The 26208-nt window shown below is 33.4% G+C and carries 19 protein-coding genes; 11 read left to right on the top strand and 8 right to left on the bottom strand.

Features of this window, described 5'->3' with window-relative positions; all coding sequences use genetic code 11:
• Window positions 1-41 precede the first annotated feature (41 nt).
• On the bottom strand, window positions 42-2447 hold the full coding sequence (locus AC0NBN_RS01950) for a hypothetical protein (RefSeq protein WP_160811773.1): 2406 nt from the start codon (window positions 2445-2447) through the stop codon (window positions 42-44).
• A gap of 208 nt (window positions 2448-2655) precedes the next feature.
• Entirely contained in the window at window positions 2656-5139 is a 2484-nt protein-coding gene (locus tag AC0NBN_RS01945; RefSeq protein WP_160811774.1) for a DUF5686 family protein, read from the bottom strand.
• Between the two features lie 351 nt (window positions 5140-5490).
• Here AC0NBN_RS01945 and AC0NBN_RS01940 point away from each other — a divergent pair, with 351 nt between their 5' ends.
• Entirely contained in the window at window positions 5491-6345 is an 855-nt protein-coding gene (locus tag AC0NBN_RS01940; RefSeq protein ID WP_160811775.1) for a HEPN domain-containing protein, read from the top strand.
• Between the two features lie 133 nt (window positions 6346-6478).
• Window positions 6479-7018 carry a hypothetical protein gene (locus AC0NBN_RS01935; protein ID WP_160811776.1) on the top strand — a complete coding sequence of 180 codons (540 nt, stop codon included), beginning with the start codon at window positions 6479-6481 and terminating at the stop codon, window positions 7016-7018.
• Between the two features lie 297 nt (window positions 7019-7315).
• Here AC0NBN_RS01935 and alaS read toward each other — a convergent pair whose 3' ends face one another.
• The 4 genes from alaS to AC0NBN_RS01915 form a co-directional block, all read right to left on the bottom strand.
• Window positions 7316-9919: an alanine--tRNA ligase gene (gene alaS / locus AC0NBN_RS01930; protein WP_160811777.1), complete on the bottom strand. Its 2604-nt coding sequence runs from the start codon at window positions 9917-9919 to the stop codon at window positions 7316-7318.
• A gap of 101 nt (window positions 9920-10020) precedes the next feature.
• Window positions 10021-10533 (bottom strand): nitroreductase family protein, encoded by a 513-nt coding sequence (locus AC0NBN_RS01925; RefSeq protein WP_160811778.1) that lies wholly within the window; start codon window positions 10531-10533, stop codon window positions 10021-10023.
• Window positions 10534-10619: 86 nt separating this feature from the next.
• On the bottom strand, window positions 10620-11069 hold the full coding sequence (locus AC0NBN_RS01920; protein WP_143883886.1) for a GreA/GreB family elongation factor: 450 nt from the start codon (window positions 11067-11069) through the stop codon (window positions 10620-10622).
• A 98-nt stretch (window positions 11070-11167) separates the two neighbouring features.
• Complete coding sequence (locus AC0NBN_RS01915; protein ID WP_160811779.1) at window positions 11168-11701, bottom strand: SRPBCC family protein; 534 nt, start codon at window positions 11699-11701, stop codon at window positions 11168-11170.
• Between the two features lie 204 nt (window positions 11702-11905).
• Between AC0NBN_RS01915 and AC0NBN_RS01910 the strand changes: the two genes are divergently transcribed.
• Window positions 11906-13960, top strand: coding sequence for a M3 family metallopeptidase (locus AC0NBN_RS01910; protein WP_160811780.1), 2055 nt, complete (start codon window positions 11906-11908; stop codon window positions 13958-13960).
• A 338-nt stretch (window positions 13961-14298) separates the two neighbouring features.
• Entirely contained in the window at window positions 14299-14883 is a 585-nt protein-coding gene (locus AC0NBN_RS01905; protein WP_160811781.1) for a DUF6624 domain-containing protein, read from the top strand.
• Window positions 14884-14950: 67 nt separating this feature from the next.
• Here AC0NBN_RS01905 and AC0NBN_RS01900 read toward each other — a convergent pair whose 3' ends face one another.
• Window positions 14951-15208: a hypothetical protein gene (locus tag AC0NBN_RS01900; protein WP_160811782.1), complete on the bottom strand. Its 258-nt coding sequence runs from the start codon at window positions 15206-15208 to the stop codon at window positions 14951-14953.
• A 477-nt stretch (window positions 15209-15685) separates the two neighbouring features.
• Here AC0NBN_RS01900 and AC0NBN_RS01895 point away from each other — a divergent pair, with 477 nt between their 5' ends.
• From AC0NBN_RS01895 to AC0NBN_RS01885, 3 genes are all read left to right on the top strand, one after another.
• Window positions 15686-16129 carry a hypothetical protein gene (locus AC0NBN_RS01895; RefSeq protein ID WP_160811783.1) on the top strand — a complete coding sequence of 148 codons (444 nt, stop codon included), beginning with the start codon at window positions 15686-15688 and terminating at the stop codon, window positions 16127-16129.
• A 251-nt stretch (window positions 16130-16380) separates the two neighbouring features.
• Window positions 16381-16968 (top strand): hypothetical protein, encoded by a 588-nt coding sequence (locus tag AC0NBN_RS01890; protein WP_312344823.1) that lies wholly within the window; start codon window positions 16381-16383, stop codon window positions 16966-16968.
• Window positions 16969-17050: 82 nt separating this feature from the next.
• A complete protein-coding gene (locus AC0NBN_RS01885; protein WP_160811784.1) occupies window positions 17051-17761 on the top strand; it encodes an ATP-binding cassette domain-containing protein in 711 nt (236 codons plus the stop codon).
• 61 nt (window positions 17762-17822) lie between these two features.
• Here AC0NBN_RS01885 and AC0NBN_RS01880 read toward each other — a convergent pair whose 3' ends face one another.
• The gene (locus AC0NBN_RS01880; protein WP_160811785.1) at window positions 17823-23723 is read right to left on the bottom strand and encodes an alpha-2-macroglobulin family protein; all 5901 of its coding nucleotides are present in this window, start codon (window positions 23721-23723) and stop codon (window positions 17823-17825) included.
• A gap of 18 nt (window positions 23724-23741) precedes the next feature.
• On the opposite strand from AC0NBN_RS01880, the gene AC0NBN_RS01875 reads away from it, so the two are divergent.
• From AC0NBN_RS01875 to recF, 4 genes are read left to right on the top strand one after another with little or no spacing between them, the layout of a single operon-like run.
• The gene (locus AC0NBN_RS01875; RefSeq protein ID WP_160811786.1) at window positions 23742-24503 is read left to right on the top strand and encodes a UbiA prenyltransferase family protein; all 762 of its coding nucleotides are present in this window, start codon (window positions 23742-23744) and stop codon (window positions 24501-24503) included.
• 3 nt (window positions 24504-24506) lie between these two features.
• Window positions 24507-24746, top strand: a complete 240-nt coding sequence (locus AC0NBN_RS01870; RefSeq protein WP_160811787.1) for a hypothetical protein — start codon at window positions 24507-24509, stop codon at window positions 24744-24746.
• On the top strand, window positions 24734-25042 hold the full coding sequence (locus AC0NBN_RS01865) for a type II toxin-antitoxin system RelE/ParE family toxin (protein ID WP_160811788.1): 309 nt from the start codon (window positions 24734-24736) through the stop codon (window positions 25040-25042). The genes AC0NBN_RS01870 and AC0NBN_RS01865 overlap by 13 nt, the downstream gene beginning before the upstream one ends.
• Window positions 25039-26118 carry a DNA replication/repair protein RecF gene (gene recF / locus AC0NBN_RS01860; protein ID WP_160811789.1) on the top strand — a complete coding sequence of 360 codons (1080 nt, stop codon included), beginning with the start codon at window positions 25039-25041 and terminating at the stop codon, window positions 26116-26118. Before AC0NBN_RS01865 ends, recF begins: the two co-directional genes overlap by 4 nt.
• The last annotated feature ends 90 nt before the right edge of the window (window positions 26119-26208 follow it).

Raw genomic sequence — 26208 nt, 5'->3', positions numbered from 1 at the left:
AATGGTTTGGCTTTAACCACCCCGTCAAAAGGAGGGGAATTTTAAAACTCCAGAAGTTTTAATTTAAACTGTACAGCAAAGTTCTGTTTAAAATTATTGGTTGTATAATATCCTACCCGGTAAAAAAATCCGAGATTGAAGTACGAAGATAAAAAATTACTCCATTCCAGACCTACTTCCTGATACAGACGATCCAGTTTTCTGAATCTGAAATCATGGTATTCCGGATGTTTCATATCACCAATGGTTCCACGGATCACAAAATCAAAGCTGGATACATTCTGCCCTATACTTTTGAAGTACCACGGTATTTTATGGGTCAAATAATAGGCAATAAAGCGGTCATTATAAAATTTTCCGCCTTCCAGAGTTGCAAAACCAAGATAGGAAGTCAGATTAAAATTAATATCACGGCTCGGGGAAGCCAGTCCGTTCATTGTAAAATGCTTCCATATAGGTGCTTCGCCAAAAACTACACCTCCGTATAAGCGCAATCCTGTTCTTCCCAATCTGGTTTTGAAATTGTGTGCAAAAAGAGCATCAAAACGTGTGTAATTGAAATCTCCGCCAAAAACTTTTACACTCTGCTCATAATTAAAATAAAGCTCTGGATAATTCTGGTCAATTAAAGACTTTCCCTGCGGCGTCATAATATTGGTAGAGTTGGGAGAATATTTAAGAGTAACCAGCGTATTAAAATTTTCAAAAGCATCTCCTCTTCCCCGGAAATCATAGTCAAACTGCGCCGCTTCAAAATTTCTTCGGGCAGCAAAAGCCAGTGTCAAACCATTATTAATGTCATTCAGATATGATAAAGAAACGCCTTTGTACCGGTAAAATTTGTCATTGTTGATATTGTTTCCGTAATTCATCATCCGCATTCTGAATGTCCATAGCCTGCGGTAAAATTCACCCGAAGAATTGACATCATCATAATACTCAATCCTGAAAAAGTTGTTTTTTTCCAGAGAAGCTTTCATATCAAGACCAATTCCGTATTTCCATCGGTCATCTTTAAAACCGTAAGCAAAATAGTAATCCGGTGAAAAATACGCATTGAAATTTTCATTAAGCTTGCCCTTCAAACCTACTCTGAAACCTTCTGATAAATTGTAATTTACAATCTCACCAATATCAAAATCAAAACTTCCTACACGAACCTGACCGTTGATTAAACCAGTCAAAACGCGGGCTTTTCTGTCGATATTATATATTTTTCCTAAACTGTCGATGGTTGTATACGTATTCTCTTCTCTCAGAGAAAGCGGTTCCTGACGATAAAGATCCAAGGTATGACCTGAAGTGTTTTTTACGGAAAAAGTATATCCTTTAAAGTCCGCTGAATTTTCTTCTATGGGAGAAATATAATCAAAATATTTTGAGCTCAGAAATGCATACGTTCCGAAATTTCTTTTTTCTTCTTTGTTTTCTTCATTATTGGTGTATTCCTGCCCCAATTTCAGACGGCTGAGTCTGAGTTTCACATCTTCTTCCGTCAAAAACCATTTGCCATTGAAATACGCCCAGCTGCTTGTAATATATCCTTCATTTTTTTCTTTACTGGTGCTTTCAATTTTTTTGATTCCGAAAGTTTCTACATCAATATAAATAGATCCGCTGAATTTTCTCCTTTTCATCGGCTTCTTGTAATTAGCTTCCCTGAATCTGATCACCAGAGTTTTCCGTCCGTCAATCTGAACGCTGTCTGTAAGAAAAAATCGGTACAAACCGCGGTTTTGCTGTTTGATCTGTTCAGGAATCTTATTTCTGTTGCTTTGTAATGCGATCAGCTCATAAATTGGCTGTTTCAGACCGGAAATTTTATTGTCCAGAATATTGATTTTTTCGCCATATTTTTTTGAATAAATAAATTCCTGAGCCCTTTCCCACAGGAAAAGTTTGCTTTGGGAAAGAATTTTCTTTGATGACAGATCGCTAATGGAATCACCATTTTTATTTTTTCTGAAAAAACTGAGATTTCTGCTGAATATATTTCTGTAGGCTGCAATACTGTCCTGATCTATATCGAAAGATAATTTTTCGTAAGATTTATAGGCATAAGAATCTAAGCTTTCGGGAGAATTACTTTTGAAAAGCTTTTCTACTTTTCTTAAAATTTCCAGCGCTTCAGGATCACTTTTATCGTGAAGTATCACGGTTTCTATTGCCGTAATTCTGGATGAATTCCTGATCAGGGAAACGCTCATTGATTTTTCTACCTCAATATTTTCTGTGTAAAATCCGTCGGCTTTGATCTGTATATCTCTGCATTTTGTTTTAAACTCCAAAAATCCGTGAGCATCAGTTTTACCTAAGACAATATTGTTACAGAAAATTTCTGCATCAGCAATCGGTTTATAATCATCTTCATTGAAAACGGTAATTCTTGATTGTGAAAAACCAAAAATAAAAATCAACAGAAATATGACAGAGATTCCCTTTTTCATACAAAAATGCTTGTCAAAAGTAGTAATATTTATATTGTCATAAAAGTTTAGCGAAACTAAGAGCCTGTTATTTTTTTTAATTAATCTTTCTTAAAATTATTTAGACTTACAAATCAAGAATAATTTATCCGTTCTTTTCAGATTTAAAAACCCGAACTTCTTCAAAGCATGTATAAAAAACAGAAACCGCAGTCTCTGTTTTTATCATTTAATTAAGAACATTAAAGCGTAGTTTCACGCCAAAATTCTCTTTAAATTCTGATGTCTGATAATGTCCTAAGCGGTAAGAAAAGCCTACTCCGAAATTTCTTCCCAAAAACCGGTTCCAAATCAGTCCCACTTCCTGATAGTAATGATCCAGCGGTATAAAATCGAACTGATGATCTCCTCTGTTTTTGAAATCTCCGATAGCCGCCTGATATTCCAGCTCAATATTAGAATATCTTTTTCCTAATGTTCTGAATCTGAAAGGAAGATATTGGGAAACTTTAAACGCCACAAATTTATCGGCAAAGAAAGTTCCTGAAGGCATGGTGGCAAATCCTAAGTTGGATGGCGTACTGATGCTCGAATACCAATGATCCAGACCTCTTTCGGTTTGTCCCGCAATTTCAAAGTTTTTCCAGATCGGAGCTGTTCCAGATGATATTCCCCCGAAAAGTTTCAAATTAGTATAACCTAATTTAGTTCTGAACTGATGAACGATTAAGGCATCCAGTTTCTGATAATCCAGCTCACCGCCTAAAGCATTATATCCTTTTTCAAAATTCACAAAAAACTGCGGAAATCTTTTTTCATAGGTATATTTTCCGCTAGGCGTCATAATGTTTTTATCATTAGGAGAATACTTGAAAGACAACGTCGTGCTTACATTATCAAAACTGTTTCCCAGGTCTCTATACTGATAATCAAACAACACTTTCTGTTTTTCTTTATTCACAGCAACTCTCATCGTGAGTGAATTGGAAATATCATACAGATAAGATGCTCCCCATTTTTGATTTCTGTAAAAATTGGCGTTGTGAAGATCCAGATTGATATCCGAAAGTTTCATCATCATATCCCACATCGTATTGCTGAATCTGCCTGCTGCAAAAACATCATCCACATAATCTACTCTGAAAACTGAAGTTCTTTTGGAAGACAGTTTTACATCAAGTCCCAAACCGTATTTCCAGCGGTGATCTTTAAAACCGTATCCGAAATATCCGTCCGGAGAAAAGGTTTTGCTGAATTTTTCATTCAGTTTTACTCCTGCTCCTAAACGCAGACCTTGGTATTTATCATAACTAATAAGTTTAGTGAGATCAAAATCAATCATTTTATAGCGGATGTTTCCACGCACCAGCTGAGTTAAAAATCCTAATTTTTTCTCAAACTCATGCTTTTCTACAAAATTATCAATATTGGTGTAGGTTGCGGATTCTCTTGCCGTAAGACTGTCGGTTCTGTATTGCTGCAAAAGACTGCCGTCAGAATTTCTCATTTCCAGCGAATAACCTTTAAATTCGGAAGCTTTTTGCTCGGGATTGATTTCGTAATCAAAAAACCTGTTTTTTACATAAAGATAATTTCCGAATGTCTTTTGATGGTATTTTTTCCTATCGCTCAGATACTGACCTTTCTTTAAAGTATCGGTTTTTACGCTGTCTTTTTTGGAAATATTAAAAGTCTGGTCACCCATTTTTACTTTCATATCTTCATAGGCAAGAAACCATTTGTTGTTAATTGGTTTCCATACCGAGACTATGTTTCCTTCATTGATTTTCTTACTGATGCTTTCAAATTTTTTGAGCGCAAAAGTCTGACTGTCAATATAAATTTTCCCGTTAAATTTTCTCGGGTTCTGCCTTTTTTTGTCGGTAATTTCTTTGAACTTGATCACGAAAGTATCTCGTCCGTCAATCTGGATCGTGTCTGTAACATAAAAATTAAACAGCTTTCTGTTTTCGGGTCTCAGCTGCCTCGGCGTTCTGTTGAGGTTAGAAATATTGATTGCCAAAGCTTCATAGATTGGATTTTTAAAACCTGACATTCTGTTGTCTATGATATTCGTTTTATCACCAAACTTTTGAGAATATTTGTATTCTGTCGCTTTTTCCCACAAAAACATCTGGCTGTCTTTTGCCGCATTCAGAAAATCTTCACCAATTAAAGAATCTTTTTCTTCACTTTTCTTTTTAAATTCCTGCTTCTTTTCAACTTTTGAAAGAGAATCTTTCCGGCTGACAATGAAATTCTTGAAAATATCTACAGAATCTTTGTCTACATCAATAGAAAATTTGGTGTACGATTTAAACTGATAAGAATCTAATGATTTGGGAGAATTTTCTTTTTCTCTTTTATTGAATTCGTCCAGAATTTTCAGCGCTTTAGGATCGCTTTTGTCAGCAATAATGATTTTGTCGATGTTGCTCATTTTTTCGGACGATGGTTTGAGCATCACTTCCATGGCTTTCTTTACATCTGCTGTTTCATCTTCAAAATTGTTGGCTAAAATTTCAACCTTTTTACATTTGGTTTTAAAATTCAGCACGCCTTCGTAGTTGGTTTTGCCCAAAAGCTCATCCTCACAATAAATCGCTGCATTTTCTACCGGCTTTTTACTGTTTTTGCTGATTACTTTAATCTGACTCTGACCAAAGATCACAATACCCAACAGTAAAAATAATGGAGATAAAAGTTTTGTCATATAGTTTTTATTAATAAGACAAAACTATTGATAAGAAAGTTACAATACTACAGCAGAAAATATAAACTTTTGTTAAAAATTAAATCTATTGGCTATCAATCGAATACTGCTGATTTTCACTTTATTCAATTCCCGAATAATTGATAAATTAAATTTTATTTAAGAGATTTTAAGGTTTTCTCCTGTTGCAAAATTATTAGTGAATAACTTTATGCTAAAAATGTTGAAACTTTAGACTTTTGATTAGTTTTAAATTAAATATTTATTTATTTTTAACATAGCTATTGTTTGGATTGACGAATTGCGTGAATCTAAATGTTAGGTGCAATTTAAAACAACACTCAATTTCAAATGACAATTAAAGAAACATGGTTTATTTTAGGAAATGGAATTTATTTTGAAAAAGATGAAGTTGAAATTTTACCATATTTAAAGCTAAGAAAAATAAATAAATTATCAGTTTTCGAATTAGCTGGTTTAGGAGCAAAGGGTTTTCAACAATGGTCATTAATAGAACCTTTTTGTTATCTTGAAAACAACTTTGAAATTATTAGTTCTGAAAATGATTCTACTTTTGGTTATGACATTTTAAACCGTGCTTGGTTGTTAAATACGTTATTAGTTTTAAGAAACAAAACAACTATAAATTCAATTGCATTATTAAATCAATCATGGAATAATCTTAAAGACATAAATGATGTTAAAGCAAATCTTTGCGATTATCATATAAAAATGTTAAAAATAAGTAGCTTAAGTGAACTTAAAATTGAAGACAACGATATTAAATGGCTTAATAAACATTTTGAAATAGCAAATATTTTAGCTTTTAAACATGAAAAGTTTAGATATTCATTGGAAGTTTTAAACTCTTGGCGATATTGCGTTGATTTAAAAAGTGCTATTGCAATAATTTGGGCAGCAATTGAAAGCATTGTTGATGTCTCTTCTGAAATTACTTATCGTCTTTCATTAAGTATATCTTCATTACTTCACGACAGAGGAGAGAAAAGAATTGAGAAATTTAAAGAAATTAAAAAACTATATAATCTTCGCTCAAAAGTAGTTCATGGAAGTAACATTAAAGAAGTTGAAATCGAAAATGCTTTGGTAGGTTCGTTTAAATTACTTTCGGAGTTGGTAAATTATATGATTGAGAATAATAAAATGATATCTGAAAATGATTTTGAATCCGCTATATTTAAATAAACTGCACCTAACAGGCGTTTGGCAAAATGGAGGGTTCAGTGCTAAGTTGAACATTCAGGTTTCTAATGAAGTTTAGCACTAAAATAAAGGTAAGTAACTACAAATCAGATACTTATATAATAAAAGAACCGTTATGCGATACCTTGAAAAAGCTAAAATGACAAACTTGGATAATAAAAAGAAAATTAAATTAGAGTTCTATGAACAGAGGTGGTTTAAACTAATTTGTTTCTTTACATTTTTCGGTTGGTTGTTTTATATAACACATACACCATTTGAAATTGAGAAAAATGAACTAGTCGAATTAAGTGTTACTGTTGATAAAGAATGGAAAAGTGGAGGAAATAGAAATCCAATAAAACTCTACTTTAATGTTAAAGAGTATTCTAATCGATTTGGGATTTATGTTGGTGGAATTTATGGAAGATGGACTGAAGTGACACAGACACTTCAGCAAAACGCAAAAATAAAAATTAGAATTCACGAAAGCAACGAGAATAAATTAAATAAAGAAAATGAAGTTATTCCGATCTATTACTTAAAAAACAATAAATCAGACATCGTATTCAATGAGGACAATTTCAATGAAGGTGAAAAAAGTTCAAGTAGTCGTGTTTTAGCTTTTTTTATTATAATTTTTATTTTAGGATTATGGAAAATATTAACCGAATAAATAAAGGCAGTCACACAACAGCAGTTTGGCAAAATGGCGGGTCCAGCGCTACATTCAAGTTCAGTTCTTCGATTGAACTTTTATGCAAAACTGAACATTTGTGCTTCGATTTCCACCATCTCGACAAGCTCAGTGTGACAACTCTAATACCCAGAGTTTAATTTTTAACGATGTCAGGCTAAGTCTATCCAAGTCTTAGGCTAATAAACAGACAATCACTAAAATTTATAAACAAAAAATCCCTTCCAAAACTGAAAGGGATTATGTATATAAATTTCTTGTAAATCTCTCCTACACCTACAAAGTCAACGCTTTTTGATACGCATTTTCCAGACCGTCAAGATTTTTTCCGCCTGCCGTTGCGAAGCCCGGATTTCCGCCGCCACCGCCCTGGATTTCTTTTGCCAGATCTTTTACAATCGTTCCGGCTTGGTAATTCGCAGCCAAATCATCGGAAACGCCCACCGTAATCATCGGTTTTCCGTCTGCATCAGAAAGAATCACGGTAACCGAAGTCGGGATCTCTCTTTTCAGCTGGAAGACAATATCTTTTACCGAAGCGGCATCCAGCGACGTTTTCTTAACCAAAAGCTGCTTATCGCCTTTTTGTTCGTAAGCATTTTTCCAGTCGCCGATTTCACCTTTTGCTTTCTCTTTTTTGAACGCTTCTACTTCAGATTTCAGTGAAGTGTTTTCTTCGATCAATTTCTCGATAGATTTAACAATATCCTTAGATTTTAATAACTGAGAAAGTTCGGTGATCTGTTTTTCTAAGTTTTTGAAATATTCAGCGGATTTATCTCCTGAAATCGCTTCAATTCTTCGGATTCCGGCTGCTGCAGAGCTTTCGGATACAATTTTGAAATGACCGATTTCGCTGGTATTTTTTACGTGCGTTCCGCCACACAATTCCATTGAAGTTCCGAACTGAATCATTCTTACATTGTCGCCGTATTTTTCGCCAAACAAAGCCATTGCCCCTCTGTCCAAAGCTTCCTGAATCGGAATATTCCTGAATTCCTGCAACGCAATACTTTCCTTGATTTTCGCATTCACTTTATCTTCAACCAGCTTCAATTCTTCCTCCGTCATTTTGCTGAAATGTGAAAAATCGAAACGAAGATAATCCGGACCCACAAATGAACCTTTCTGCTCCACATGGGTTCCCAAAACTTCTCTTAAAGCTTCGTGCAATAAATGCGTCACTGAATGGTTTGCCTGAGAATTTTTTCTCTCTGAAGCATTGACTTTAGCATAAAAAATTGCACCTGCATCTTTTGGAAGCCCGTTGATTAAAGAGATAATCAATCCGTTTTCCTTTTTGGTTTCCAAAACCTCAAAGCTTTCAACGGCATTTTCAAGAACGCCTTTATCTCCGACTTGTCCACCACCTTCAGGATAAAAAGGCGACTCGCTCAACACGACCTGATAAAATTCTCCGTCTTTATTTTCTACTTTTCTGTATCTTGTAATGTAGGTTTCAGACTCCGTTTTGTCATAACCCACAAAGTTTTCCGGTTTTTCTTCCAAAGTTACCCAATCGTACACTTTCTGAGCTGAATCTGCTTTTGAACGCTGTTTTTGTTCGTTCAAAGCCTGCTCAAATCCTGCTTCATCAATCGTTAATCCTTTTTCCTCAGCAATAATTCTCGTTAAATCATCCGGGAAACCGTACGTATCATATAATTCAAAAACTTCTTCGGTTGGCAATACTTTTTTACCATCAGCAATCGTCTGCTGAATCAGTTTCTCTACTCTGATTAAACCTGTTTCAATGGTTCTTAAAAAAGATTCTTCTTCACTTTTAATCACTTCCGTAACCAAAGTTCCCTGCTTTTCCAATTCCGGGAAAAATTTCCCCATTTGCTCCTGAAGAACAGCCACCAATTGATAAAGGAACGGCTCTTTCCGGTCTAAAAAACGATAAGCGTACGAAATTCCTCTTCGCAAAATTCTTCTGATCACATAACCTGCTCCTCCATTGGAAGGCAGCTGTCCGTCTGCAATCGCAAAAGAAACTGCTCTGATGTGATCTACCACCACACGAATGGCGATGTCTTTCTCATCAGTTAAAATTCCGGTATATTTTTTACCTGAAAGTTCTTCAACTTTAGCAATCAAAGGCGTGAAAACATCCGTATCGTAATTGGATTCTTTCTGCTGCAACGCCATACAAAGACGCTCAAATCCCATTCCGGTGTCGATGTGTTTGGCAGGAAGATTCTCCAGCGAACCGTCTGCTTTTCTGTTGAACTGCATAAAAACCAGATTCCAGATTTCTACAACCTGAGGATGATCATCATTTACCAACTCCAGTCCTGAAACTTTCGCTTTTTCTTCTTCACTTCTCAGATCAACGTGAATCTCAGAGCAAGGTCCGCAAGGTCCGCTCGCTCCCATTTCCCAGAAATTATCTTTTTTATTTCCGTTGATGATTCTGTCTTCAGAAATGTGTGCTTTCCAGTAATTATAGGCTTCGTTATCACGTTCAAGATTCTCTTTTTCATCACCTTCAAAGATGGTCACGTAAAGATTTTCTTTTGGGATTTTATAGACTTCCGTCAGCAATTCCCAAGCCCAGTCAATTGCTTCTTTTTTAAAATAATCACCAAATGACCAGTTTCCCAGCATCTCAAACATCGTGTGGTGATAAGTATCACGACCTACATCATCCAGATCATTATGCTTTCCGGAAACTCTGAGACATTTCTGCGTATCGGCAATTCTTGAGGCTTTTGGCTCTTTATATCCTAAAAAATAATCTTTGAACTGCGTCATCCCCGAATTGGAAAACATCAGTGTCGGATCATCTTTCAAAACGATGGGCGCAGATGGAACAATCAAATGTCCTTTGCTTTCAAAAAAGTCTAAAAATTGCTGTCTTATTTCTTGTGAAGTCATTGTATATAGCTTTTGGCGCATAGCAAATGGCTATTCGCTTTTGATTGGCAAATTTAATATTTTAAAGGTAATTTTTTGCAAAATAATATTGCCTGAATAGATTAATCTAAATTCCCCATATAAAAAAGCCCAAGACATTTCTGATTCTCCTGAATTGTTAAGGATTCTTTTAAGTGGTCAACAAGCTTTGGAGAACTCCAATAGCAGCCGATATTGTTTGCTGTACAGGTAAGATACATATTCTGAACCGCCATGGAAACTGCGGCAATTTCTTCCCATTCCGGAACTATTCCGCTGAAATTGACAACGATGGAAAAAACAGCATCTGCTTTATTGATTTTAAAACCAATATCATTGTATTTTTTTTCTAAAAAAAGTTGTTCGGGCTGCGTTACCTTATAAATCGACTGCATTTCCAAAGCCAGTTTTGCTTTTTCTTCTCCACGGAATATTTTGAAACGCCAAGGTTTGGTACGCTTATGATTCGGAGCCAGAGTGGCGGAATGCAAAATCTCATTAAGAATTTCCTGCGAAATTGCCGTATCTGAATAATCTTTCGGAAATATACTTCTTCTTTGCTCTATGATTTGTTTTAAAACTTCTGCTTTATTCATCTAACAAAAATAGCGAAAAAGCCAGATTACGAAAACTATATACGGATGTTTATTAAAAACTTACTTTCACATCTTACTTTTTCACTCTACAAAACCTCAACAATCTTCTGATGGATTTTATTCAATGTAAATTCGTCACCGGATTTCATTCCCATCATTTTCTTTGCCATTGGACTTTCGGAGGAAATCGCATAGAAACGGTCTCCCTCAAAGAAAAATTCCCCCAAAGAAACAGAAATATAAAATCTTGCTTTATTGGTAATCACTAAAGACCCCAGCTGAACTCTTTCAGTAGAATTGTTCAGAACCTTAGCCATATTTCTTTTTAAATCATTTAAAGCTCCCAACTGACGCTGCATCTGATAAATTTCTTCCTGCATTTCCTCTCTCATGCTGTCATATTTCGGAGTTTTTTTGATGTCGCGACTTGCTTCTAATGTAAATTCTATAAAGTTTTTTAGTTTCTCAATCTTTTCAGCAATCACATTTTTTACATAATTTCTTATGTTATTTTTTTCATATGCCGTCTTCTCCATGTATCGTAATCTTTACATAAAGATAATATTTTAATTTAAATGAAAACACAAACTGCTTTTAGAATTTGAAAACAGTTCTTTGAAATAATATGTTAATCTTATTTTTCGACTAAGGTTTTGAGGTTATTCAAACCTTCTTCGTAAGATTTCCCCATTTGGTAATCCATCATTGGTCGTATGATTTTCATCCAGATTTCCTGTTCTGTATCCATCGTCCAAGTTACCTTGGTTCCGTTACCTTCGGATGACAGAATGATTTCTGATGTTGCCTGTCCCGCAAAGGGTCTTTGGAAAATCATTTCTGTTTTCTGCTTTTGATTTTCAATCAAGTCTCTGATTTCCTGACATCCTGCTCCTGCATCATCATTTTTGCTGTCCCAACAATATTTATCACCAACCTGACCTTCACTTCCCGAATATACTATTTTCATATTCGGATCCAGCTTCATCCACGGATTCCACTGATTGAAAGCCTTCATAGAACTGACTTGCTGCCACACTTTTTCTTTGGGTGCATTTATCACCATAGATTTTTCATAATGATAGTTATTGCCGAAAGCCAATAAAGCAATTACGACATAAACAATGATTGAAAGAGCAATTATGCCAAAAACCTTTAAAATTGTTTTCATGGTTATAGAAATTTAGTTTATTTTTAAATCATTATCATTTATCTGTTCAAAATTAGCCATTCCAGCCATATTTCCACTTCGCTTATGACAAGATTTTAAAGATAAAGCATTTTTGTCACATTTTATCTTTAGGGTATTATTTTTGAACAATATCGCTGTCGATTCATCAGAATTTTTACATTTACATTAAATAAAACTCAGCATATGAATATTTTAACTGAAAAATTTACCACACCATATCAATCAGCACCATTTGACCAGATTAAAAACGAAAAATATCTTCCTGCTTTTAAGGAATTGATTCAGAAATCGGAAGAAGAAATCAATGCTATCATCAATAATCCGGAAGAACCAACTTTCGAAAATGTAATCGAAGCTTTGGCTTACTCAGGAGAACAACTGGATGTGGTTTCCAATATATTTTTCAATTTAAATTCGGCAGAAACAAGCGACGAGATACAGCAGATCGCACAGGAAATTTCCCCGATCTTAACAGAGTATTCTTCAAAAATTTCTCAAAACGAAGCGCTTTTCAATAAAATCAAAAAAGTATACGACGAAAGAGAAAAATACAACCTCAACGGAGAACAGCAAATGCTTTTGAACGAAACGTATAAAGGTTTTGTAAGAAGCGGTGCTTTACTGAATGAAGAAGACAAAGAAAAATTAAAGAAAATTAATATGGATTTGTCTTTAAAATCACTTCAGTTCGGGCAGAATGTTCTGGCTTCTACCAACAACTATTTTAAACATATTACGAACAAAGAAGATCTTGCAGGAATTCCGGAAGCCATTCTGGAACAATATGCCGAAGAAGCCAAAGAAAGAAATCTGGAAGGTTGGGTTGTAACATTACAATATCCAAGTTATATTCCGTTTATGACCTACGCTGAAAACCGTGAGCTGAGAAAGGAAATTGCTTTGGCAAACGGAAAAAAATCTTTTGACGGCGGTGAATTTGACAATCAGAATCTAATTAAAGAATTGCTGAATCTAAAGCAGCAAAAAGCTGAATTATTAGGTTACAAAAACTACGCAGAGTATGTTCTGGAAGAAAGAATGGCAAAATCTCCGACAAAAGTTATTGATTTTCTGAACGAACTTTTAACCAAAGCAAAACCTTATGCTGATAAAGAAATTGAAGAATTAAAATCTCTGGCAAAAGCAGACGGAATTGAAGAAATGCAAGGTTATGATCACGCTTTTTATGCTGAAAAACTGCGTAAAGCAAAATATGATCTTAATGATGAGGAATTAAAACCTTACTTTCCTTTAGATCAGGTTCAGGATGCTGTTTTTGGATTGTCAAAACAACTTTTCGGATTAACTTTTGAAGAAAGAAACGACATCCCGAAATATCATGAAGAGGTAAAGGTGTATGAAGTGAAAGAAGTCTTCGACTCCGCTCAGACTGACAGCCAACAATCATCAACCATCTACAAAGCTTTACTTTATGTAGATTATTTCCCGAGAAAAGGCAAAAGAGCCGGAGCCTGGATGACGAGCTACAAAAATCAGTATCAGAAAGACAGCGAAAATTCCCGTCCTCATATTTCCATTGTTTGTAATTTCAGCAAACCTACAAAAGACACTCCAAGCTTATTGACGTTTCAGGAGGTAACAACTTTATTTCATGAATTTGGTCACGCCCTTCACGGAATGTTGGCAGATACACAATACCCTACCCTCTCAGGAACTTCTGTAAAATGGGATTTTGTGGAACTGCCTTCGCAGTTTTTAGAAAATTTCTGCTACGAACCTGAATTCTTAAAAGCCTTCGCAAAACATTATAAAACAGGAGAAGTTTTGCCGGACGAAAAAATTGAGAAAATCGCACAGTCGAAAAACTTTATGGAAGGTTATCAGACATTAAGACAGCTTGGCTTCGGATTGCTGGACATGAATTACCACACCAAAGTTGAAGAGCTGGAGAATAAAAGTGTAAAAGAATTTGAGGATGAATATACAAAAGCCACCCAATTGTATCCTGCAAATCCTGAAACCGCAATGAGCCCAAGTTTTTCACATATTTTTCAGGGTGGATATTCTGCAGGGTACTACTCTTATAAATGGGCAGAAGTTTTGGATGCAGATGCATTTCAATATTTTAAGGAAAACGGAATTTTCAATCCGGAAATTGCTGCAAAATATAAAGTTCTACTTTCTTCTGGCGGTACCAAAGATCCGATGGAATTGTACAAGAATTTCAGAGGCAGCGAACCGAAGGTAGAGAGCCTCCTGAAGAGAGCATTTGGATAAACAAATTTAAAGTTCCCCTTGCTTAAAATCAAGGGGACTTTGAATTTTCTTATGGTAAAATTTGAGAATAATTCATCACTGTATATTATAACCAAAAACTTACAACATTCGTTAATTCAAAAAATTTTCTTCAAAACATTTCATAAAACATTAACAATCAATATACAATAATTATAATAAAATAAAAGACACAGATTGTATTGACGAATGTCATATAAATTAAATTGACGCTATGCGTAAATTTGGATGCTACCTGCAAGCACATCCAAAAAACCACATAAAACACTGAAAATCATAGCAATAATAAAAACTAAACAAAAACTCAGAATTTAAATTTAATGAAAAAAATCTTATTTAACATATTAACCGCACTTGTTTTAATAATATCAATATTCCTTTACATGAATAAGGATAAGTTTGTGTATGTAGGTTCAGTAGATATTATTGAAGTCGATTGCAGCAAAAAAGTTCAAATTTTGAGCGAAGTTTTAGAAAGTGACCAACGTATAAGAAAATCAAATGACTTCATCAAATACGCTAAAGAAGATCATAGGAATCAAGAATTAGTGATTAGTATTATTGAAAAGTGTGGTATGCCAACATTAAAGCAGGTAGGTCAAAAACAAATGGATGCAATCTGGCTGGGGCTGCAACATAGTACTAAAGAAATCAGAAAAAAGTATTTTCCACAAATAGAGAAAGCGGTTGAAAATGGAGACTTATCTAAACAACAATACACATTGATGAAAGATAGGATGTTAATGGACGAAGGAAAGCCTCAAATATATGGTTCACAAATAAAAAATGGTAAATTGTATGAATTAGAAAATCCTAAAACTGTGAACGAAAGAAGAAAAGAAATGGAATTGGAACCAATAGAGGATTATTTAAAGAATTTTAATATTAAGTTCAATCCGAATTAAAATACTACACATAACATCGGTTTGCAAAAGCAGTGGTAAAGATATAAATTAAAAGATTTTCGCATTTTTATCCGCAAAAAACATTTTTTATTTTCATAATTGTTACGAAAGTATAAAAAATATGCCTGCAGATAGCATCGGTTTTGCAAAAGCAGGGTTGAAGTTCCCTTTCGTTGAACTTTTTGTCATTTTTGAAAAATGAAAATGGTTTTTTCTCAGGGTAGTTTTTATATAACCATTTGGTAATCAAAGCTCCGCCTTCACAAAGCCGTTTCCCATTGATACCATATTCCCAACCAATAACCATTCCCACGAAATTTATCAAATAATTAGATCATTATCAAAAATGAGATCTAACTGAGACAGCATATTTGTTTATAACATCTTTAAAAGAATTGGCGCAAAAACAGAAGCAGAAATCTTTCTATGACAAGGAATAGAGAAAAGATTCAAAATTTGTTATTTTAAAGTTTATACCAAGAAAGTGTTTGGATAAATTTTAAAACTCCAAAAAATTGAATTTTGGAGTTTTTCTATCATAATAAAGCTTCAAAAAACATTTTATGACAAATTTATAGACACAAATAAAAAAAAACAAACACCTAATAAACAATAACTTAAAATATAATCACGTAAAATTTTTTAAATTTTTACTACCGTATAATTAATTCACAGTCGCATATTAACAAAATTGTTAACAAATAGTTAAATTTGTACATCTAATAACTTAAAGTGAATTTATAATTTCAACCTAAATTCATTATTTGATTTATTTAATTAAACCAAAAAACTGATCTTGAATATGAAAATTACCAATTACGGATTTACCCGTTGTTTAGTATGCGCTGTGATTTTATTCACTTTTTTGCTTTCATTAGCAGTTGTATTCATTTCTTGCGAATCAACCTCGTATATTATTATTGCGGCATTTTGTGCAGCAATGATGTTTTTAATATGGCGTATTCAGAGTGTCACCTATGAAGTATCCGGAAGTTGTTTAACGATAAGAAAATATCATCCGTTTACATTTAAGAAGTTTTATCATCCTTATATCGAACTGCCTCAATCAAGTATCTGCAATTACAAAGTATCTTCTTACTACGGAATAACAAAACTTACCTTAAGAATTAATACAAGCAGAAAAAAAGACTTTAAGATCACTGTCTATATGCTTGGTTTCAGCAATAGTCAAAACAAAAAAATAAAATCTTCACTACAGATGATAAAAGCCGGTGATCATCAATAAAACGATGTTGCGTATTTAGATGCAATTTTGAAGAAAAACAAAAATTACTTACTGTATTTAAAGAAAATTTAAATTACACACTTTATTTAAGATATTATTGCAACTTTTTTACTGAAAATTAACTTTAGCGTCAAGGTTCGTTTTAAATTTAAATTAAAAAAAAGACTATTTTTGCAACAAGAAAATTGGTAGATTGCTGTTTTTATATGTACATTGGCAATTATATACCAAACGATTAAATTTAAAACCACATGAAAAAAATAATTTTACTTTTCACTTTTTGTATAGGGTTTCTGGCTTTTTCTCAAATAAAAGTACTTAAAAATGAAACTTTAGTAGAGATTGGCAAAGAAAATTCTGTAGGTCTTTATAAAAAAGAAAATAGATTTACATTCAATTATCAGGATATTAATACCAGCAATCTTAATACTTTCAGGTCTTTTTCATTTAATGATGTGAATGGCGATGTGAGCGATCTCTATAAAATGATCAGCGATGGTTTTATTGATGAGCCAACCGGAAATATAACTCTGGAACTTCCTAATGATATTATCGAACTGCACTTTGAAAAAAATTACGGACAGCCCACCATGCAGTTTATACAGTATATTAACAAGAATAAAAAGTATGTAGGCAAATCTCAGTTTCTGAATAAAAAGCAAGTAGATAAAATTTTCGGTATCGGTACTTCAAAGGAAAACATGTACAAAAAAGCTGTTGTAAAGCAACCTGCTGTAAATCCGGTAACCAGTACTCCTAATAATACGGTTCAGAATACAGCTTCTGAGCAGTCTCAGCCTGCAAAAACCCCTGTAAAAACAAAAAAAACAAGAAAATAAAAGTTTTTGTTCCCAGTATAATAAGCTCATTCTGCCGGAATGAGTTTTTTTATTTATATTTTTGCTAAAATATTTTTACAATATGTCACTTCAGGTTATCAATCTAACAAAGAAATTTGGTGAGCAGACCGCTCTTAACAATATTAATATTTCTATTGACAAAAATGAAATCATTGGTCTTCTGGGTCCCAACGGAGCAGGTAAATCTACCCTGATGAAATCTATTGTTGGCGCATTGAAAATTGATGAAGGTGAAATTATTTTTAACGGAAAAAACATCTCCGACAATGAAATTGAATCTAAAAAAAGTATAGGTTTTCTTCCCGAAAACAATCCGCTTTATCTGGAAATGTATGTAAAAGAATATCTGCAGTTTGTTGCTGATATTCATAAAATTCCCCATTCCAGAATAGATGAAGTTATTGACCTTGTAGGAATTACGCCTGAAAAATTCAAAAAAATAAGTCAGCTTTCTAAAGGCTACAAGCAGAGAGTAGGTTTGGCACAGGCCATCATTCATCAGCCTGATTTGCTGATCCTGGATGAACCAACAAACGGACTGGATCCTAACCAAATTCTTGAAATACGAAATGTAGTAAAAGAAATTGGAAAAGAAAAGACGGTTTTGCTTTCAACACACATTATGCAGGAAGTTGAAGCACTTTGTACAAGAGTGATCCTTATTCATAAAGGAAATATCATTCAGGATTCTAATATTGAAGAATTTAAAGGTAAATTTTCAAGTCTTGAAGAGGCCTTTGCCAATTATACCCAATCTGTCGTAATTGAATAAAAGAGATCATAAAAAAAGCCGGTTCATGAATTCATGAGCCGGCTTTTTCATTCTGGAAAAACTATTCCGCAATTTCAATATTTGTTCCTTTTGTATGACTATTCATCTGCGGAGCATAATAGTTTTGGATCGTAGTAATGCCGTTAGAGAATTTTCCTGAAGCATTCGCCACATAATCGTACTCAAAAACATATTTTCCTTTCGGCATATATTGAATATAAAAATTGGTAGATGCATCTTTTGTAGACTGGTAATATCCCAGATTGTTTTTCCACTGATAACCTGAAATAACATCCAGAGGTTCAAATCCTGCAGCTCTCATATCTTTGATATGAATAAATTCCATTGGTCTGTCGGTATTCAGAATCATTCTTACCGTCACTTTATCACCCACTTTCAATGGTGTTTCGGAAGATATTTTCTGCAGTTCTTCACCATTTACAGTTTTTATTTTTTTATATAATTCTTTAATAACTGAAATGTAATTTTCTGAAGATCTTATTTTATCCAAATCCTCATAATATTGCCAGAATAAACCTCCCTGAACAATTCCTGCACCCGGTTTTGTTACGGTAACAGTCGCTAAATTTTTATCTAAAACATCTGTTTTTACAGCAGATTTTACATAACCTGTTGCCTGAGTTTCCGGCTTCAGTTCTTTTCCGCCCCAAATGATGGTTGCTTTGTCGCTTTCTGATGTCGTCCACGATTTTCCTGAATTTAAAATTGTAAAAATGACTTCCGAAGTTCCTCTTGAGCTTCCCCATGAATTGACTTCTTTCTGCGTAATCAACCAGATTTTCATATCTTCAATAAATTCCTGATCGTTTGGTTTCAGTTTATTGAAAGCTTCCAAAGCTCCTGCATGATTCACTACTTTTGAGCTGAACCAACCCCAATCATCCAGATTCTGCTTCCAGTAAACACCCTGAGTTTTTGAATCTACAGAAGTTTCTTTTAAATAATTTAATAATTTATTCGATACATCATTTAAACCATAATCATTCATCAATAACGCTGCACGATGCAATCCGAAGAAGGTAAAATCGGTTATTTTTGCAGTTTTTGATTTCTGTTCCACCAATGTTTTTAAGGTAGCTCCTTTTCCTTTCAAAGGATATTGTTTTTCCCAGTAGTTTCTTGTATCTAGATAATCTAAACTCCAGTTTGTCCAGACGTTTTCTTTTTTTACATCATAATATTTATCAATTTCATTATCAACATATTTCACCAAATTGGCAACCAATTCTTTCTGTTCTGAACTTTGATAATCCTTCACATTATCTTTCAACCAAGAATTGATTTTCCCTAAATTTTTAAGAATATACAACGAAGTAGAATATGAACTCGGGTAACCGGAGTACCAAGAAAAACCACCATCCGGATTCTGGAGTTTTTTGAAATCTTCCCAATCCTGATTCATTGAATTTTTCATTGTATTGGCATCAAACAACAAGGCTAATTTTTCCATTTGTTCTGTCTCATTTTTACTTTCCAAAACCCACGGAGTTTCTTCCAGTAAAAGCTGTTTCAACTCCTGATTTTTTTCAAGATTTGAAGTTAGTAATCCTTTATTCTGATATTCTTCAAAAACAGTTTTCAATTTCGGATTGGCTTTAAAAATTTCTGAAGCCAGAACATCAGCAAACCATTTATTAAAGATAACATCGGCAGAATTATTCTGATCGTTTTTAAGGCTTGGAAGCGCAAACATAATTTCCCAAATCGGATTGGTTGTCAGTTCCAGCGTATTTGAAACACTAGAAATTGTTGTAGAATTGGCATTTTTAAGATTATCTAAAACAAACGTCTTCGTTTCACCTTCTTTCACAAAAACAGGAACAGCTTCGGTCACCAACATTCTGTTGGGAAGAACGGCAACAGCTTTTTGTTCGCCATCAGAATATTGTCCGGCTTTTGCTACGACTTTCAAAATAATGGAAGAAACATTCTTAGGAACTTTTATTTTCCAGGTTAAAGCCGAATTTCCGTTTTCATCTAAATCAAAATTCTGAATGTTTGAATGTAAACCAAACTGAGGCGAAATATCTTCATTGGTAAAAGCATCCAAAATCTGCAAACTTGCAGAACCGCTTAGTTTTTTCGATGTTAAATTAGAGAGTTTTGACTGCAGATTCAGTTCATCGCCTTCTCTCAAAAATCTCGGATAATTTGGTGTTACCGAAAATTCTTTTTGCGTTACCACTTCTTTTTCCAATGTTGCTGCTCTTGCGTCTTTTGTGTGAGCTAAAAACATCAGTTTCCATTTTGTCAAAGCTTCCGGAGAAGTAAATTCAAAATTGACATTTCCTTCGGAATCGGTTTTTAAATCTGGGTAGAAAAATGCGGTTTCGTTAAGATTTTGGCGAACCTGAATACTTTTCAAAGCTTCTTCAACTGGAGGAAAATTCTCAACTTTCGGAGCTTTTACAGGTTCAGGAACAACATTTTGAATAACTTCAACTTTATCTTCCGCAATTGCAATTGCTTCTCTTTTAAACATACTTGATTTTGATTCTGCAATTGGCGGTGGTGGTGGCGCAGAATATTCTGCTGATTTTACTCCTTCTTGAACCAAAACTCCAGCCAATTCTCCTTGTATAGAATTTAAAAAACCATAATGATCAAACCAGTTAAATTGGGGGACATCAATATATTTTTCATTAGAATATTCCATTCTTTTCTGATAATATTTTTGAGCCAGATTTTCCCTTATATCATAAGAATTAAAAAATTCATAAGGTGTATATAATTTCTGCCAGTTAAAACTGTTCAAAGTAAACTGATCCAAAGACATATCATACATATTGGCTAAAACTTCTGCGTTGATTTTTTCTTTTTCGTTTCCTGAAATCTTTACTGACCATTTTTCTTTAGCATTAGGCTCAATTTTATCTCTGAAAGTTGTGGTTTCTATCTTTAATGGTTGTTCGGAGTTTTTTATGTTTAAATTAACAGTTTGAGTCTGAACATCATTAAATGCAACAACCTGAAACTGAATATTCAAACTATTCACATTTTTCTCTTTTGGAATATCAATTTCATATGTTAAAACTCCGCCTTGAAATTGACGAACTTCCAAAACTGTTTTGCCAGAACCATCCTGAACAAAAACGTTGACCAATGCATCAGGAATTGCGGTATAAGCATAGATTTTCGCTTTTTCACCTCTTGAAAATTCATCTTTTGGTTCTAAAACAGTTAAGAATGTTTTCTGATTGGGTTTCAGAGATTTTTTATCCCAAACACTAAAATTCTGAGAAGTTTTGATTGTGTCTTTACCTTCAATATTGTACAACTCAAGCTGGTAATTGCCTGCTTCCAGTTTTCCTAAATCAAGAGATTCTTCATTTCGTTTTGCTCCATTTAGAATAACAACTGAAGGTTTCCAGTTCTTAACTTCATCATTTTTATCGAATCGATCATGCGGAAACTTACTGATGAATTCTTCTTTTGAAAGTTGTGGTAAGTTCTGAACTTCCGATTTAAAATTATCTCTGAAAATCCTGTCTGGAGTTTCCAGCTTTGATAATTTAACCTGATAAGATTTTTTTAAATTTTGTTCGTTATAATTTTTCGTTTCTACTTTCAGTTTTACGTTTTCGTCTGCAAATACATTATTCAACTGATCTGCTTTTATGTAATGTGAAACTGAAGAAACTTTCAGATTTGTATCTGCAGATTGTGTTTCACCATTAATATCGGTTACAGAGGCGTTGATTGAATAATTGTCAATCTGAATCCCTTCCAGTTTTTCATCTTTTTTCAGATCTAATTTTATGGTAAACTCTCCTTTTTCGTTGGTTTTTACTTCTCCTAAAATTGAGTTCTCGTTATCATTATCATTGGGATACCACGGAAAATATCTCCATCTTATATTTTGTTTTTTGATCTCATAATTTACATTGGTGTTGCTTAAGGCGACTCCCGAAAACATTATTGCTTTTCCTTTCAGCTCGATGGTTTGTCCGTATTTATATTCTTCTTTTACAGGCTCAAAAGTCACTTCAAATTTCGGACGTTTGTATTCCTCAACTCTAAAATATTTATATCCGTCCGTTCCGCCATCTGTTACAAAACGGAAATTTCCATTTAATTTTCCTTTAGGCAAAATAAAACTTCCGTGATAGGAACCAAATTCGTTGGTTGTAAAATTTTGAGAAGAAACTTCCTGATTATTTGTATCGTATAAAGTAATTTTCTGTTTTAATCCAAAAGCAACTCCTTCAATTTCTTTTTCAATTCTGGTATTGATTACCTTAAAATAAACAGTTTGTCCGGGTCTGTAAATTGCTCGGTCTGTGAAAATCTGGGCTTTAGTGCGTGTGATTTGTTTATTTTCACTATTGTTGTAACCTCTGTTTCCGTAGACTTCCATCATCTGAAAGTTGTTCGTTTTTGGCTGTTGAATCAAGAAAGTTCTGTAATAATCTGTACTCTTTGACTGGGGAAATTTAAAAATTCCTTTATCATTAGTTTTACCTTCTATTTTTGCTAAAGTATTATTAGAAACAAATTCATAAAATGTAAGATTTTCATTGATAACAGGTTTTCCGTTTTCACTGTTAACCAATTTCAGTTCATTTGATAATTGATCTCTTTCTGTTTTAGTCTGATAAATAACTTTGTTATCTGAAACCAGAAAATAAAAATCTTTTTCTGCTTCGGCATCTTTGGCACTGATTCCAACAACAGAATATTCGGCAAGATAAATTCCTGATGGAAGCGGTTTTATTTCTAAAGATGTTTTGTGATTCTGAAAATCTTTAGGATCATTTAATTTGTAAACCTCTTTTTTAACAAGGCTTTTTTTAATCTTATCAAATTTGTTGGAGTAAGAATTTTTTGCATATTGTAAAAACGATGTCAAATCATCTTTCACCTCGTAAATATTAATCGAAAAAGCGGAAACATTTTTATATTCTGCAACCAGATGAATCGGTCTGTTACTTTGTGTTTGCTCTTCATATTTCAAACCCAAATAAGGATTGGTAATCTGATTTTCTTTATTTTTAATATTTTCTAAAAACAGAGACTTCGGATATTGAGTTTTTGCAAGATTGGCAATTTCTAAAGCTTCCTTTTGTCTGTTTTTAATGATTAATTCATTCATGATTTCTTCCATCACAAGAACTTTGTAATCACCGTTAATATCAGATTTCACAATTGCCTGAAGTTGCTCCAGTTTATCTTTGCATTGAGTAAACTCGCAGTTTTCAGACAATTTCTGATGCATGAAATACAATTTAGAATTTCCTGAATTCTGAGCAATCAATTCGTCAAAAACTGTATTGATTACGGCTCTGTTTTCCGTCAATTCATTTTTGGTAAAAAGTTCGTTATTGTATAAAAAACTAATTTTTCGTAAAGAATACCAATCCTTCAACGTAGGAAAATAAAAAACATCATCTGTATTTGAAAAAGCATCTTTATATTTCACAAAAGAAACTTTTTTCATCGCCTCGCTTTGCTGATCAAGCTCTTTAAAATTTTTATTTAAATAATTTTTAAAATCAAGTTTGCTCCACGTTTCAATTTGTGAAACATCCTGAGAATTCATATTGGTTCTTCCGTTTATTTCCCATGAATGCTCATTATAATAATCTAACATAAATCCCGATAACAGAACTTTATAAACCAAAAGATCCTCACCTTTCAGTTTTTTTTCTGAATTCTGAAGCTTTGCAAAAAACTTTGAAGCTGAATCGTTTTTTTCATCATCAGAAGTCTGATTGACGATACTGAATTCCGCTTTCAAAGAACGGATCAACTGCAGCGCATTATTTTCTTTCATAGCCTGGTTTTGTATTTCTAAAATAAGAGGCAAACTAGATTTAAAATTTCCTTTGGATGAATTTACCTGTACTTTTTTCCATTGCTGATCGTAGTAATTTTGTGAAAAAACCGTCGAAAAATTAAGTAAAAGCAGGAATAAGAACGAAATCTTGGAATATCTTTGCATAAGTGTTATTTTTACTAAATGAATTGCTTAAAAGTACTGAAAAAAACCGTTATAGATAGCCAATTATACGTCTCTTTAATGGGAACTTTTTTTGCGGTTTTTTTCATGCTGGAGCAAAATACATTCCGTTTTCCTTCGGTACTTTTAATATTTATCACCTATTTCAGCGGCTATCTTTACACCAAATATCAAAAAACAAAGCATTTTTACAAAATTCTTGTTCTTAACATTTTTGCGGGAATCGTATCAGCTGTTTTAATTATTTTTAATCATAATGAAATACGATTGCTAAAATGGTTTATTATTGTGATTTTAGGCTTGCTTTACAACAGTTTTTTTCTTGAAACATACATTCGGAAAATCCCCTTACTGAAAGTATTTTATGTCGGATTGGTTTGGGGATTGGTGAATTGCTGGCTTACGCTGCCAGAATTTAATATTCCTGTATTTCTTATCAGCTTCTTTTTTATTACAGCTATGGTTTTACCTTTTGACATCAGAGATATGGAAAACGATACTATTCAGACTTTTCCTAAACTCATTGGGGTACAAAACACCAAATACCTCGCTTACCTTTTGGTTTTTATATCTGTCCTTTTATCTCTTTTTTATCTGAAATTTCAATACGGACTAAGTATATTTCTAACTGCAATCATTACTTTTATTCTAATTTACTTTTCTGAAAGCAAACGGGATGATGCTTATTTTTCTTTCGGAGTTGAAACCTGCTGCGGTTTGCCGTTTTTATTTTGGATTATTTATCTTTACTTAAAATTTTGAGAGATGGAAAATATTGAAATATTGAGAAGCCAGTTGATGGAAAAAATTTTTTCTACTAAAAACATAGGTGTTTTGAAAGCTGTAAACGATTTATTAGAATCTGTAAAAGCAAAAGATGAAGATGAATATATTTTTTCTGAATCTCAGAAAGAACTTCTTATGATCGGAGAAGAGGATATTAAATATAGAAGAGTGACTACCGATGAAGAACTTAGAAAACTTGATGAAGAATGGATGAGATAATAATCATTTGGTCAAACATCGCAATCTCACAAAGAAATAAGGTTTTTGAATATTGGAATCACCGAAATAAAAGCAATAGCTATTCAAAAAAAATCAATACAGAAATATATAAAAATTTAGATCTTTTAAAAATAAATCCTTTGATGGGTAAACTTGGTAGTATAAAACCATTTAGAATTTTACATCTAGGAAACTACAGTCTTGTTTACAGACAATCAGAATCAGTCATTTATATCATTTCCTTTTGGGATAATCGTCAAAATCCTGAAAAACTGAAAAAACTTTTGGGATTATGATCATCAAAAAGCTCTCCCTTTACAATTTCAAAAATCATTCAGAAAAAACGTTTGATCTTTCTCCGCAAATCAACTGTTTTGTGGGAAACAACGGTGTGGGAAAAACCAATATACTGGATGCTCTGCATTATCTTTCTGTAGGGAAAAGTTTTTTGGGAAATACAGACCTTAATAACATCAAAAAAGATGAAGATTTTTTCTCCATCAACGCAGAAATTCAAAATGATGATTCTGAGGATATTATTAAAATTTCCCAACCGAAAGAAGCCAAGAAAATCATCAAAAAAAATGATAAAACGTATGATCGTTTAGCAGATCATATTGGCTATCTGCCGAGTGTAATGATTTCGCCTTATGACTCAAACCTCATCTCAGATTCGGGAGAAAGCAGAAGAAAATTTCTGGATGCCATGATTTCACAAACCGATTCTGAGTATCTTTTTGGGTTAATACAATATCAGAAAACCATTCAGCAGAGAAATGCTTTGCTAAAATATTTCGCCAAAAACAGGACATGGGACAAAGATTCTTTAGAAATTTATGACGATCCCATCACCAAATCCGGAACTCAGATTTATAAGAAGAGAAAAAGTTTTGTTGAAAAACTCAATCCGATTGTACAGAGTTTTTATGAAATAATATCAGGCGGAAAAGAAAGCGTATCTGTTGTTTATGAATCTCACTTACTGGAAGATTCATTTGAAAATTTACTGAAAGAAAGTCTGGATCGCGACAGAATGCTTACCTACACTTCGAAAGGTATTCATAAAGATGATCTTTTGTTTGATATGGATTCGGTTCTGATCAAAAAAATAGGTTCACAGGGACAACAGAAATCATTTTTAATTTCATTAAAACTAGCACAGATGAGTCTGGTAAAAGAACTTACCGCGAAAACTCCTATTCTTCTGTTAGATGATATTTTTGACAAATTAGATGATACCCGTGTTGCGCAGTTGATAAAACTCGTAAATCAGGAAAACTTCGGGCAGATCTTCATTACAGATACTCACCGAGAACGTACAGAAAGTGTGGTAAAAAAAATTAATGAGGAAAGTATAATTTTTGAGGTGTGATTTAGATGCGGGATTCGAGGTGCGGGATTCTGAATCCGGGGTTTTGAAATTGGGATACGGGTTTTGGGATAGGTATTTTGTATACGAGTT

The organism is Chryseobacterium sp. L12 (genome assembly GCF_056133985.1).
The sequence above is the reverse complement of the archived record's forward strand: the minus strand, read 5'-3'. Positions and strand labels throughout refer to the sequence as shown.

Bases quoted from the DNA above. Each gene is read 5' to 3' on its own strand.
- AC0NBN_RS01925 (WP_160811778.1), bottom strand. From the start codon at position 10,533: ATGAATAAAGCAGAAGTTTTAAAACAAATCATAGAGCAAAGAAGAAGT.
- AC0NBN_RS01880 (WP_160811785.1), bottom strand. From the start codon at position 23,723: ATGCAAAGATATTCCAAGATTTCGTTCTTATTCCTGCTTTTACTTAAT.
- AC0NBN_RS01915 (WP_160811779.1), bottom strand. From the start codon at position 11,701: ATGAAAACAATTTTAAAGGTTTTTGGCATAATTGCTCTTTCAATCATT.
- AC0NBN_RS01885 (WP_160811784.1), top strand. From the start codon at position 17,051: ATGTCACTTCAGGTTATCAATCTAACAAAGAAATTTGGTGAGCAGACC.
- AC0NBN_RS01875 (WP_160811786.1), top strand. From the start codon at position 23,742: ATGAATTGCTTAAAAGTACTGAAAAAAACCGTTATAGATAGCCAATTA.
- AC0NBN_RS01890 (WP_312344823.1), top strand. From the start codon at position 16,381: ATGAAAAAAATAATTTTACTTTTCACTTTTTGTATAGGGTTTCTGGCT.
- AC0NBN_RS01865 (WP_160811788.1), top strand. From the start codon at position 24,734: ATGGATGAGATAATAATCATTTGGTCAAACATCGCAATCTCACAAAGA.
- AC0NBN_RS01895 (WP_160811783.1), top strand. From the start codon at position 15,686: ATGAAAATTACCAATTACGGATTTACCCGTTGTTTAGTATGCGCTGTG.
- recF (WP_160811789.1), top strand. From the start codon at position 25,039: ATGATCATCAAAAAGCTCTCCCTTTACAATTTCAAAAATCATTCAGAA.
- AC0NBN_RS01870 (WP_160811787.1), top strand. From the start codon at position 24,507: ATGGAAAATATTGAAATATTGAGAAGCCAGTTGATGGAAAAAATTTTT.
- AC0NBN_RS01935 (WP_160811776.1), top strand. From the start codon at position 6,479: ATGCGATACCTTGAAAAAGCTAAAATGACAAACTTGGATAATAAAAAG.
- alaS (WP_160811777.1), bottom strand. From the start codon at position 9,919: ATGACTTCACAAGAAATAAGACAGCAATTTTTAGACTTTTTTGAAAGC.
- AC0NBN_RS01940 (WP_160811775.1), top strand. From the start codon at position 5,491: ATGACAATTAAAGAAACATGGTTTATTTTAGGAAATGGAATTTATTTT.
- AC0NBN_RS01945 (WP_160811774.1), bottom strand. From the start codon at position 5,139: ATGACAAAACTTTTATCTCCATTATTTTTACTGTTGGGTATTGTGATC.
- AC0NBN_RS01950 (WP_160811773.1), bottom strand. From the start codon at position 2,447: ATGAAAAAGGGAATCTCTGTCATATTTCTGTTGATTTTTATTTTTGGT.
- AC0NBN_RS01920 (WP_143883886.1), bottom strand. From the start codon at position 11,069: ATGGAGAAGACGGCATATGAAAAAAATAACATAAGAAATTATGTAAAA.
- AC0NBN_RS01910 (WP_160811780.1), top strand. From the start codon at position 11,906: ATGAATATTTTAACTGAAAAATTTACCACACCATATCAATCAGCACCA.
- AC0NBN_RS01905 (WP_160811781.1), top strand. From the start codon at position 14,299: ATGAAAAAAATCTTATTTAACATATTAACCGCACTTGTTTTAATAATA.